Source organism: Tsukamurella pulmonis (assembly GCF_900103175.1).
GTDB lineage: Bacteria > Actinomycetota > Actinomycetes > Mycobacteriales > Mycobacteriaceae > Tsukamurella > Tsukamurella pulmonis.
In genome coordinates this window covers 4,023,270-4,034,663 of the sequence record NZ_FNLF01000002.1, presented here as the reverse complement: position 1 = coordinate 4,034,663, position 11,394 = coordinate 4,023,270, and the positions used below count along the sequence as shown (strand labels likewise).

12 protein-coding genes are annotated in these 11,394 nt (G+C 71.2%); 5 read left to right on the top strand and 7 right to left on the bottom strand.

Going from position 1 to position 11,394, the window contains the following annotated elements:
• Window positions 1–40: 40 nt before the first annotated feature.
• From BLQ62_RS23555 to BLQ62_RS19810, 4 genes are read left to right on the top strand one after another with little or no spacing between them, the layout of a single operon-like run.
• Window positions 41–328 carry a hypothetical protein gene (locus BLQ62_RS23555; protein ID WP_133298644.1) on the top strand — a complete coding sequence of 96 codons (288 nt, stop codon included), beginning with the start codon at window positions 41–43 and terminating at the stop codon, window positions 326–328.
• Between the two features lie 23 nt (window positions 329–351).
• A complete protein-coding gene (locus tag BLQ62_RS19820) occupies window positions 352–936 on the top strand; it encodes a TetR/AcrR family transcriptional regulator (protein WP_231857540.1) in 585 nt (194 codons plus the stop codon).
• Window positions 933–2,309: an MFS transporter gene (locus BLQ62_RS19815; protein ID WP_068528049.1), complete on the top strand. Its 1,377-nt coding sequence runs from the start codon at window positions 933–935 to the stop codon at window positions 2,307–2,309. Before BLQ62_RS19820 ends, BLQ62_RS19815 begins: the two co-directional genes overlap by 4 nt.
• Window positions 2,310–2,366: 57 nt before the next feature.
• A complete protein-coding gene (locus BLQ62_RS19810; protein WP_082756226.1) occupies window positions 2,367–3,587 on the top strand; it encodes an HNH endonuclease in 1,221 nt (406 codons plus the stop codon).
• A gap of 4 nt (window positions 3,588–3,591) precedes the next feature.
• On the opposite strand, the gene BLQ62_RS19805 is transcribed toward BLQ62_RS19810, so the two are convergent.
• Entirely contained in the window at window positions 3,592–5,259 is a 1,668-nt protein-coding gene (locus BLQ62_RS19805; protein WP_068564438.1) for a DNA repair helicase XPB, read from the bottom strand.
• Between the two features lie 309 nt (window positions 5,260–5,568).
• On the opposite strand from BLQ62_RS19805, the gene BLQ62_RS19800 reads away from it, so the two are divergent.
• Window positions 5,569–6,243: an SMI1/KNR4 family protein gene (locus tag BLQ62_RS19800; protein ID WP_068564440.1), complete on the top strand. Its 675-nt coding sequence runs from the start codon at window positions 5,569–5,571 to the stop codon at window positions 6,241–6,243.
• Window positions 6,244–6,249: 6 nt separating this feature from the next.
• On the opposite strand, the gene BLQ62_RS19795 is transcribed toward BLQ62_RS19800, so the two are convergent.
• The 6 genes from BLQ62_RS19795 to BLQ62_RS19770 all read right to left on the bottom strand — a co-directional run bounded on the left by BLQ62_RS19795 (window position 6,250) and on the right by BLQ62_RS19770 (window position 11,355).
• The gene (locus BLQ62_RS19795; protein WP_139184261.1) at window positions 6,250–6,645 is read right to left on the bottom strand and encodes a hypothetical protein; all 396 of its coding nucleotides are present in this window, start codon (window positions 6,643–6,645) and stop codon (window positions 6,250–6,252) included.
• 80 nt (window positions 6,646–6,725) lie between these two features.
• Window positions 6,726–7,187, bottom strand: coding sequence for a nuclear transport factor 2 family protein (locus BLQ62_RS19790; RefSeq protein ID WP_068564444.1), 462 nt, complete (start codon window positions 7,185–7,187; stop codon window positions 6,726–6,728).
• Between the two features lie 47 nt (window positions 7,188–7,234).
• The gene (locus tag BLQ62_RS19785; RefSeq protein WP_139184260.1) at window positions 7,235–7,774 is read right to left on the bottom strand and encodes a GNAT family N-acetyltransferase; all 540 of its coding nucleotides are present in this window, start codon (window positions 7,772–7,774) and stop codon (window positions 7,235–7,237) included.
• Window positions 7,775–7,819: 45 nt separating this feature from the next.
• The gene (locus BLQ62_RS19780) at window positions 7,820–8,545 is read right to left on the bottom strand and encodes a YqeB family protein (RefSeq protein WP_068564448.1); all 726 of its coding nucleotides are present in this window, start codon (window positions 8,543–8,545) and stop codon (window positions 7,820–7,822) included.
• Window positions 8,542–9,123 carry a TetR/AcrR family transcriptional regulator gene (locus tag BLQ62_RS19775; RefSeq protein WP_068528062.1) on the bottom strand — a complete coding sequence of 194 codons (582 nt, stop codon included), beginning with the start codon at window positions 9,121–9,123 and terminating at the stop codon, window positions 8,542–8,544. Before BLQ62_RS19775 ends, BLQ62_RS19780 begins: the two co-directional genes overlap by 4 nt.
• A 39-nt stretch (window positions 9,124–9,162) precedes the next feature.
• On the bottom strand, window positions 9,163–11,355 hold the full coding sequence (locus BLQ62_RS19770) for a helicase-associated domain-containing protein (protein WP_068564449.1): 2,193 nt from the start codon (window positions 11,353–11,355) through the stop codon (window positions 9,163–9,165).
• Window positions 11,356–11,394 lie beyond the last annotated feature (39 nt).

Below are 11,394 nucleotides of genomic sequence, written 5' to 3'. Positions count from 1 at the left end.
GGTAGAAATACTCGCTGGACCTCTCACCGTCGTGTCCCCCATGATCGAGACGGCGACGTTGCCATCGGGATGGAAAAGGCGGGTGATCATGCGATTTAACGAATTTCTCGCGAACCTGGCTGCACGGTTCGGGGAGTACCGGCGTACCCACGTCGAGATGTACGAACGCCACCTGATCCTGCTCGAGCCCTGGACGCACGACATCCTGCACTGGGGCGCCGACGGGACCCTGCACGGCACCATCGCGGCCGGGCGTGCCCGGCCGCCCGTGAGCCGCGGCGGATGGTGCCCGTGCCGCCCGCTCGACACGGTCGGTTGTGGTTTGTAGTTAGTAACTACTAATCTATTCGGGTGACCACCCGAATGAGCGGACCCGAGCGCAGGGCGCAGGTGTTGCAGGTCGCTGCGCGCGAATTCGGCGCGCACGGGTTGCACGGCGCGTCGATCGACACCGTCGCGCACGAAGCGGGCATCACCCAGGCCTACGTGTTCCGGATGTTCGGCACGAAGAAGGCGCTGTTCCTCGAACTCGTCAGCGGCGCCTTCGCCGGGCTCGTCGATGCCATGGCGCGGGCCGCCGACGGGGCCACGGGGATCGATGCCCTGTCCCGGATGGGCGCCGAGTACTACGAGAACCTCGCCGACGACACCGCGTTGCGGCTCCAGCTCCAGGGCTTCGCGGCGTGCGGTGATCCCGAGGTCCGCGACGTCGTGCGCGGCTGCTTCGCGCGCCTGTGGGACACCGCTGCCGCCGGCACCGGGCTCGATCCCGTCACCGTCAAGACCTTCCTGGCGTTCGGCATGCTGCTCAACACCGGGGCGGCGCTCGACGTCGGGGACGTCGCAGCGCCGTGGGCCGCGGGCGTCCGGACCCGCATCCAGCCCGGACTGTTCGAGCACATCAGCACGGCGACCAACCGGCCGGCATCGCCATGACGACCCGGCTCCCCGGTGCGCTGGTCACCGTCGCCCTGTGTGCGGCGGTGGTCGGCAGCGTCGGGGCGCCCCTGATCACCGCGGTGGCGCGTTCGGAGGGCGTGTCGTTGGGGGCCGCGCAGTGGACTCTGACGATCACGCTGTTCACCGGTGCGATCGCCGGGCCGGTACTCGGCCGGCTCGGCGGGGGACCGCTGCGCCGCCGCGCGATCCTCGGCACGCTGGGGCTGGTCGCCGTGGGTGGGGTCCTCACGGTGCTGCCGACGGCGTTCGGCGCGCTCCTCGTCGGGCGCGCGCTCCAGGGGGTGGGCATCGCCCTCGTGCCGCTGCTGGTCAGCGTGGCGCGCAGCGCCCTTCCCGTGGAGCGTTCCGCCGGAACGATCGCGTCCCTCTCCGTCGCCTCGACCGTCGGTATCGGTGTGGGGTATCCGCTGATCAGCTTCGTCGATCAGCAGTGGGGGCTCCGCGCCGCGTACGGCGCCGGGCTGGCGATCACCGTCGCCGCCCTCGTCGTCGCCTGGCGGTTCGTTCCCGTCGACGCACCCGGGCCGCGGCCGCGGATCGACGTGCGCGGAGCGCTCTTGCTCGCGGCCGGTACCTTCGGCGCGCTGCTGCTGGTCGCCGAACCCGCGGTGTGGGGTCGGCCGGCGGTCGCGATCGGCGTGCTCGGCGGCACCGTCGCGACGCTCGCAGCGTGGGTACGTGTGGAACTGCGCACGGACGAGCCCCTCGTCGACCTCCGGCTCGTCGCGCGCCCTCCCGTGGCCGCGGCGAACCTCGCGATGCTGGTGTCCGGGGTAGGGATGTATCTCCTGTTCAGCGACCTCACGCGCTACGTCCAGGTGCCCGCCGGCGCGCCGTACGGGTTCGCTCTCCCGGGGGTGGCTGCGGGGGCCGCGCTGATCCCCTTCTCGGTGCTGGGCTTCGTCGCCGGCAGGGTGGTGCCCCGCATCGCGAGCCGGATCGGTCCGCGTGCGACGTTCGCGATGTCGTCGGCACTCGTGGTCGCGGCGGCGGGGATCTTCGTCGCCGGACGGGATCGTCTCCCCGCGGTGCTCGCGTCCCTCGCGGTTCTGGGGTTCGCCGTCGGGGTCGCGTCCGCGGTGATGCCGCGCCTGGTGCTCGACGGGACGCCGCAGTCCGAGACAGCCAGCGTCATGGCCGTCAACCAGATCGCCCGCGCCGTGGGATTCGCGGTGGGCAGCGCGCTCGCCGGGCTTCTGCTGGCTCGCGCCACGCCCGCCGGGGCGCTCCTCCCTGCGCAGGGTGGATACATCGCGGCCGCTCTGTGGGTGATCCTCCCCGCTGCCGCGAGCGTCGCGGTTCTCGCTGCAGGGAGCGCGCGTTCGCGAGGGCGGGTGTCGACGCGGTAGTTCGATTAGACGCGGCTAACTCGAAAACGTGTCGGTGGGTCGGCGTAGCGTCAAGTCATGGAGAAAGTTCATGAAGCGGAGGTTGATCGGCCTCCCGATGGCGGTGTGATCGATCGGTTGCGTTCGAGTGAGGTCCGACGGTGCCGTCTAATGTTCGAACAGTACGCCCTCGCGGCGTCGCTGCTGCGGGAGCGGGTGTGCGAGCGGATCGCCGCCGGTGTGGGCCAGGACCGCTGGCAGCAGGGCGCCGCCGCGGAACTCGCCCTGGCACTGCACCTCTCGCCGCACACCGCCGCGAAGTTCCTCGCCCGCGCAGTGGAGCTCGAGCGGCACCTGCCGCACACCCGCGCCCGCCTGCACGACGGAGACCTCGCCCCGGAGGCGATCCCCGTGATCATCGGCGGCCTGGCGCACCTGGATATCGCGGACCGGCAGACCGCGGATCAGCAACTGTGCGCCGACCCGGCGACCCTGGCGGGAATGGGACTCAAGCAACTCGCCGCCCACGTCGAGCAGATCGCGTACGCGCTCGATGCGCGGGCCACCGTGGACCGGAACGCCTCCGCGGAGAAGGACCGCACCGTCACCATCCGCCCGCTCCCCGAAGGCATGGCCAGGGTCTCGCTACTGCTGCCACTGGCGCAGGCGGTCGGCGCGTACGCGCACCTGCGCAAACACGCCGACACCCTCCTCGGCCACGGCACCGAACTCCGCGCGCGCGGGCAGATCATGGCCGACACCGCGTTCGCCCGCCTCACCGGCCGCGCATCGATCGACGGCCAACCCGTGCTGGTGAACCTGACCATCCCCGCGACCGTCCTGCTGGGCGATCGGCCCGGCACCGCGCACCTCGACGGCGGCGGCACACTGCCGGCGGAAATCGCCCGCAACCTCGTCGGCCACGCCACCGCCGCGGGTCTCGCGTGGGTCAAACGCCTCTACATCGCCCCCGAATCGGGTGCGGTCGTGGCGATGGACTCCCGGCAACGCCTCTTCCCCGACGGGCTGGCGGACATGATCCGCGCACGGGACCGCTACTGCCGCACCCCGTACTGCGACGCACCCATCGCCCACACCGACCACGTCACCCCACACGCCACAGGCGGCAAGACCAGCTACACCAACGGGCAAGGACTGTGCGCGGCCTGCAACTACGCCAAAGAAGCACCCGGCTGGCACGCCCACACCCTCGAAGACCCCACCGGACGGCACACCGTCGAAACCCACACCCCCACAGGACATGTGCACCGATCCACCGCACCGCCGCAGGCGGCGTGAGGTGTTACCCGGCCTCTCCGATGGCGGGGCCGAGGATGTCGTCGGCGTCGACGATCCGGTAGGCGTAGCCCTGCTCGGCGAGGAAGCGCTGGCGGTGCGCGGCGTAGTCCGCGTCGAGGGTGTCGCGTGAGACGACGGAGTAGAAGTGCGCCGTGCCACCGTCGTGCTTGGGGCGCAGCAGCCGGCCGAGGCGCTGCGCCTCCTCCTGCCGCGAGCCGAAGGTCCCCGAGACCTGCACGGCCACCGAGGCTTCGGGCAGGTCGATGGAGAAGTTCGCGACCTTGCTCACCACCAGCGTGGAGATCTCGCCGGAGCGGAACCGGTCGAACAGGGCCTCGCGCTCCTTGTTCTTCACCGATCCGGTGATGACGGGGGCGTCCAGCTCGCGGCCCAGCTCCTCCAGCTGATCCAGGTAGGCACCGATCACCAGCGTGGGAGCTCCCTTGTGCCGCTCCAGGATCGACTTCACCACCGCGACCTTGGTGGGTGCGGTGGAAGCCAGCTGGTAGCGCTCGTCGGGCTCGGCGGTGGCGTACTGCATGCGCTGGTTCTCGGTGAGCGTGACGCGCACCTCCACGCAATCGGCGGGCGCGATCCAGCCCTGCGCCTCGATGTCCTTCCACGGCGCGTCGTAGCGCTTCGGCCCGATCAGGGAGAAGACGTCACCCTCGCGGCCGTCCTCGCGCACCAGGGTGGCCGTCAGGCCGAGGCGCCGCCGGGACTGCAGATCCGCCGTCATGCGGAACACCGGCGCGGGAAGCAGGTGCACCTCGTCGTAGATCATCAGGCCCCAGTCGCGGGAGTCGAACAGGTCGAGGTTCTTGTACTCGCCCTTCGATTTCCGCGTGAGCACCTGGTACGTCGCGATCGTGACCGGGCGGATCTCCTTCTTCTCGCCCGAGTACTCGCCGATCTCCTCCTCGGTGAGCGACGTGCGCGCCAGCAGCTCTCGCTTCCACTGCCGGCCGGCCACGGTGTTCGTCACGAGGATCAGGGTGGTGGCCTGCGCCCGCGCCATCGCCGCCGCGCCCACCATCGTCTTGCCGGCGCCGCAGGGGAGGACCACGACGCCCGAACCGCCGAGCCAGAACGAGTCGGCCGCGATCTTCTGGTAGTCGCGCAGCTCCCACGGGTGCGAGTCCGTGTCGAGTGCGATCGGATGGGATTCGCCGTCCACGTAGCCGGCCAGGTCCTCCGCGGGCCAGCCGACCTTGAGCAGCAACTGCTTGAGGTGCCCGCGCTCGGAAGGGTGCACCACGACGGTGTCGTCGTCGATGCGGGCGCCCACCATCGGGGCGATCTTCTTGTGCCGCAGCACCTCCTCGAGCACCGCCCGGTCGAGCGAGACCAGGGTGAGGCCGTGCGCCGGATGCTTGACCAGCTGCAGCCGTCCGTACCGGCTCATGGTGTCGACCACGTCGACCAGCAGCGGCTGCGGCACCGGGTACCGCGAGTAGTTCACCAGCGCGTCCACCACCTGCTCGGCGTCGTGGCCCGCGGCGCGCGCGTTCCACAGCGCCAGCGGGGTCACGCGATAGGTGTGCACGTGCTCGGGGGCCCGCTCCAGTTCGGCGAAGGGCGCGATCGCGGCGCGCGCGGCATCCGCCAGTTCGTGGTCGACCTCGAGGAGGAGCGTCTTGTCGGACTGGACGATGAGGGGTCCGTCGGTCATGAGCAGGCATCCGTCCGTGGTCGTGCTGTCGGCGACCGTCGAGGTCGCGAGATCTCGGGAGTGCGCAGCCTCGCAGGGGCGCGCAGGTGCCGGTTCCATCGGCGCTCGTCACCGCCGCAGACGCACCTGTATCCCACTTCGGACACTATAGACCTCAGTGGTGTCGCAGCAGGTCGCGGAGGTTTTGCCGCGGTCATTCGGCTCGCTGGTCCAGCTCGTTCGGCGACCCGTGCGCACCAGCGGTGCGGGCACCCATGATCCGTTCGGTTGCGCTCAGCGCGCTGTGATCGACCGATCTACGATCGCGGTATGCACCCGCTCGTCGCCAGGCTCGATGCTGCTCTTGCCGCGAACTACCCGAACCTGTGCAAGTCGCTCGGACCTGGATCGTCGCAACAGGACCTCGATGAGTTGGAGGATTTCTTCGGCGCGGCACTTCCGGCGGCATATCGGGATTTCCTCGCGTGGAGAGGGCCCCAGCCGGACGCCGTGGACTCAACCGGTGACATCTACATCAGGACTTACGGGCTTACGACCGCGCAGCGGGCACTCGAGAAAGTGCGGATGATGCGCCAGCTGCGGGCGGCGGAGCCCGGCTGGCGCGAATCGGTGTGGTGGGGGGAGTACTACCTCCCGCTCATGGAACACGGTGGTCCGGAGCTGGTCATCGACGTAGCGGGCGAGACGCGCCTGAAGAACGACGACGGCTCGTCCGAACTGTTCCGCAGCGTTCCCGGGCAGGTGGTGGAATTTCATCACGCCGATGAGTTCCGCGAGGTTCACGCGCCGAGTCTGTACCTGTGGCTGGAAGCCCTTGCGATCACCTTGGAGCGCAAGCTGGTAGAGGAGTACGTCTGGGATGACGACAGCGGGCGCGGAGCCGGGGTCGAACTCGACGAGCCCTTCGACGACGTTCTCAGGGAACTCGCGCCCGCGTATCCGCGCTACCTTCCCGTGCTTCACCAACCGCACGAGTTCTCGTGAGGTGAGCTACATGTCACGGCGCTTCCGGCGAATCTGTCGCCGTGCTCGGAGCCCGCGAACTTGCAACACGCCGATCAGTGTCGAACCGGCGGTAAAAACTGCACCGACCAGGAGATACAGGGGCGCGGCGACACGGTTGTACGCCCTCTGCTCGGCGGCGTCGCGGTACCGTCCGCGGGGTGGGTTCGACGCGCCGTCGACGATGAGTGTTTCGTCGAGGAGCTTCGGTCCGAGTTCGCATACGTCCGATGAAGTCATCGTTCCGAGGTCACAGGTCGCGGGCTCGTGGACGGTCACGATCCCCATCCACACGGCGAACATCCTGAGAATGAGGCATAGGGGTGTCGCGATGAGGAGCTTCACCGACAGGTCGGGCGACTCGCCCGACGAGTGCCTACCCATCACCGAATGGTAGATCGAAGTAGGCGAATTCCAACGGATGCGGGTGATGATCGAGGTAGAAGGGATGCCGTGATGGATCACTACTGGAGCGGGAATTCGACTCCGCGCTCACTCGTCGGTCGAGGACCGAATATGCGACGCTCGGATGCGGTGATCGCCACGTCGTTGATGCTCGCTTCGCGCCGTGACATCAACCCTTCGGGCGTGAATTCCCACAGTTCGTTGCCGTAGCTGCGCCACCACTGGCCATCGGCGTCGTGCCACTCGTACTGAAAGCGCACCGCGATAAGGTTCTCAGTGAATGCCCACAGGTTCTTGCGCAGAGCGTAGTCCAGCTCGCGCTCCCATTTCGCGGTGAGGAAATCGACGATCTGCTCGGTGCCGCCGATGAACAGATCGCGGTTCCGCCAGCGTGAGTCGTCGGTGTACGCACTCGCGACCCGGCGGGGGTCGCGGGTGTTCCAGGCGTCCTCCGCTACTTGAACTTTCTGGGCTGCAGTTTCAGCGGTGAACGGCGGAAGGGGCGGGCGTGGCTCGGGCATGATGTGGTCTCTAATCGGGGCAGGTGTGCGGAGCGGACGGGCATCGGCTACGTAGCAGGGCGCGGAATCCGGAACATCCGACTGGTGCGAACCGTGCCGTCGCTCCTGATCTTCTCGGATTCGAGCAGTGGGGGCAGCTCGACTGCACCCGGGAGTTTGAGGATTGCCGCAGCGGATCGCCCGTTACGCTCGTCCGTGCGGAACTGCACCCATTGTGCTCCTGCGGCGAAGGCCGCGCTGATCATCGAACCCTTGACTGCGGTGTTGACCCCCGAGCCCCACAGCGCGGGTGCATAGAGCGTGGCACCGATCTCGACGCCCTCCGGGGCGCCGTGGTCGAAAAAGTAGGACGACGTTCCGGCGACTCGGCCGCGCGCATGTATCACCAGTGCCTGCCTCCTGGTCTCGTCTCCGGTGAGCAAGGTGGCGAGATCGGTCGGCGATGCAGGCCGCGGACCCGGGATGTGAGCCCACACATCTGCGTGATCGAGGGCGACGAACAGTGCTCCGGCCGCCTCGACCGAGAACGCGGCGAGTCGCACATCTGCCTCGGGGGCGGTGAGATTCACAGCGACGGGCAGCCTCATGGCGGCCACGGTACGTCGCCGCACTGCCGGCGAGAACTGTTTCGCTCAGCGACCTGGTCGTCGGGTCGGCGACGCCGTGCGTGCCGGGCGGAACTCCTGCTCGTCGCCGCGGTCGCGGACCACGACCCCGGCCTCGCCGAGCCGTAGCCGCAGGTCGCGCGCCGTGGGCTCACGCTTCTCGGCCCGGGCCACCGCCCGCGCACGCAGCAGCTCCCGCGCCTCGGGTGGCGCCTCGTCCCGGCCGTCGACGAACCGGATGAACTCGCGCTCGTACGGATCGCTCGCGCCCGACCAGTGGTAGCCGGCTGCGCGGAAGGCCTCCGCGATCCGGCGGCCCGAGACGCCGTCCGTGCCGGCGGCCGCGAGCAGGCGGCCCTGCGGATCGAGGATCGTCAGCTCCCCGCCCCGGCCGAGGAACGCCTCGCCGACCTCGTCGCGCGCGATCCACCGGCGGTGCCCGCCGGCGGCGAGCTCGACGTGATCCTCGGCGACGTTCAGTGCCGCGACCTCGTGCTGCCACGCCGCGACCAGGACGATTCCGCCGATCAGCCCGACCACGGTGAGCACGCCCGCAGCGACCCCGACGGGCAACTGGGCGGCCAGGCGCAGGGGCCCGGGCGAGCCGTCGACGGTGCGCTCGAGCCAGGAGACGAGCCCGCGCACCACCACGCCGAGGAGCGCCCCGAGGGCGGTGGTGGCGGTGATCGTCGCGAGCTGGGCGGCGCGGGAGACGCCGATCGTCGCGGGCGGGGGAGTGGCGGTGGTGGTCATGTTTCCTCCGGGCGCAGGTAGGCGAGGGCGGCACGGCGCACGTCGGGGCGGACGTCGCCGTCCGCGAGGTGCGCGCCGTCGGTCAAGGAGACGAGGAAGGCCGCGGCGTGGGCGGGGTCGAGGCCGGGGTCGAAGGCACCGTCGGCCTGGCCCCGCGTGATGATCGCGGCGAGGGCGGAGCGGACCAGGCCGTCCGCCGTGGCGACGATCTCGGCGAGAGCCGGATCGGCGGGGACGCGGCGGATGAGCTCGGCGACGATGCCGGGCGCGATGGGGTCGACGGCGGACTCGGCCAGGGCGTCGATGACGATCGCGATCGCCGCCCGCGGGTCGGGTTCTGCGAGGGCCCGGTCGCACAGCGCGGTGTTGCGCTCGACGTCGGCGCCGAAAAGGGCGCGGAACAGGCCGGCCTTGTCGGTGAAGTAGTAGAAGACGGTGCCCGAACTGACCCCGGCACGCGCGGCGATGTCCGCGGCGCGGGCGCGCTCGAAGCCGGCGGAGGAGAACTCGGCGGCCGCTGCTTCGAGGATCGCGGCACGGCGGCGCGCCACGAGGGCGGGGTCGACGGTGCGGGGCATGTCCCCACCGTAACTTTGACTGATCAGTCAGTCAATGAATTACTCGGCGTCGACGAAGTCCGCAGTGGTCACGCGGTGCAGGGCGAACCGGCGGGTCGCGTCACCGTCGAGCGCGGCGAGCTGCCCGTGCCGCACCGACTCGGGCACCACGACGTGCCGCGTGAACACCCCGTTCGCATCGACGTAGCCCAGCCGCACCGCCCGGCCCTCGCCGGCGGCGGTCTGCAGCAGCGCCATCAGTTCGGGGCCGGAGGTGCGGGCGCCGTCGGCGGGGGAGTCCTGCCGTCGGATCTGCACGGTGGCGTCGGCGAGTTGCTCGAGCGTCGGCTGCGCGGCCGGGGGCCGCGGGCGCGGGGCGGGCAGCCGGATCGCCGACGGGCGCAGGTCCACCACCACGCCCCGCGAGTCCTCGGCGGCCGCGGTGAAGCCCGCGGCGTTCAGGCCCGCAACCAGGTCCGAGAGCGGGACCTGCGCGATGAGCACCGTCGGCGCGACGGCCCGCAGCGCCAGCGCCTCGGTGACCGGGGAGGCGAGGACGGCGGCGATGAGCGCGGGATCGTCGGAGCGGAGGAAGGAGCCGGCGACGCCCGCGCGCAGTGCCCCGTGCCGTCGCGCGACGTCGTCGACCAGGTAGGTCAGTCCCTGCGGCACGGGCGTCACCGAGTGCGCGGTGAAGAAGGCGTGCACCTCCGCGGACGTGCGGCCCGCGTCGAGTGCGCGGCGCACCGAGGCGTCGGTCACGCGGTACACGGCGGCGCCGCCCGCGGACTCGAGGTCCGCGACCAGCGCGACCGCCGCGGCGAAGTCGTGCGTCGTGGGGCCGGGGATGGTCAGGGTCAGGTCGGCCTGGAGCAGGAACTCCTCGACGGGCTTCGGCAGCGCGGCCGCCATCGCCTGCGCGGGATCGGTGGTGCGGGCCGCGCGCCCGGCCGCGGTGAGAGCGCCCCCCGCGACCAGGCCCACGATCTGCGCCTGCTCGACGATGCCGGCGACCGCGTCCAGCGTGAGCCTGCGGTACCAGGACGGATGCTCGTACCGGATCGCGGCGTGCAGCTCGGGCAGCGCCGGGGCGGTGCCCGCCGGCGCGAGGGCGAGGGCGTCCAGGACGGCCGCGCGGTCCTGCGGGGCGACGGTGCTGCGCGCCGCCCGGTGCAACGGCCCGACGATGCCCTCCTCGCCCCGGGTGCCGATCAGCGCGGGCTGGCGCCGCAGCTCCAGCCACGTGCGGGCGAGCAGGGCCCACCGATCGGCCGGCGCGGCGCGCTGCCACTCGTCGACGCCGACGGTCGGCGCGAAGACGGAGTCCTCCTCGCCGTCGAGCTCGCCCTCGGCGAGGAGGCCGGCCGCCGCGAGCAGCTCGAGCATCAGCGCGGTGCGTTCCTCGTCCAGACCGGCGGCCTTCGCCACCCGGCGCTGCTCGCGCACGCCGATGCCGCCCGCCTTGACCCGCTGCGCGGGGACGGCGCCGAGGACGTCGAGCACGTCGTCGGCGTGGCGCAGCAACTCCAGCGCCGCGACCGCCCCCGCCCCGTCGGTGCCGGGGACGGGCGGACCGTCGAGCACGGGCGGCTTGAGGGAGGAGCCGAGGGGGAGCTCGCCGCGCAGCCGCGCACGTACCTCCCACGGCAGCTCGACGGTCTGATGGTCGACGCGCGCGAGCAGCCCCGAGGCGAGCATGCGCTGCACTGGATGCTCGGGGGAGGTGCCGGGGCCCGCGGCGGCGGTGCGGCCCAGCGGCGAGCCCTCGGCCAGGCGATCCAGCAGGGCGCGCTCGTCGGGGCCGGCGGCGGCCAGCGCGGCGTCGATCGCATCGAGGTCCGGCGGGGTGATCAGCTGGGGCGTGCGCCACGGCAGCGCGTCGCGGGCGGCGGGGGCGGAGCGCAGGGCCTCGTCGCCCCAGGCGAGGGCGAGCGCGCGCAGCTTCGCGGCGGAGGCCAGGACCTGCTTCTTGAGCGCGCGGCCGCGGAGCCGGCGGGCGAGGGCGTCGGGGTCGAGCTCCTCGCCGAGCAGGAGTTCCAGCACGGCGAGATCGAGCAGGGTGAGCCGTTCGGCGACGCGGCCCAGCGACGACGGGCTCAGCAGGCGGCTCGCGAGCACCGGGAAACCGGCGGGAACGGGCGTCGCGACGTCGCGACGTACGTCCAGCAGCGCCGTGATCTCCGCGTCGTCACGGCCGCGCAACCACTCCGCGAGGAGCGCCGTGGGGGCGGCGGAGGCCGCAATACTGCTCACCGATACAGCGTAGAGGTCGCGGCATGTCAGAATAGCGGC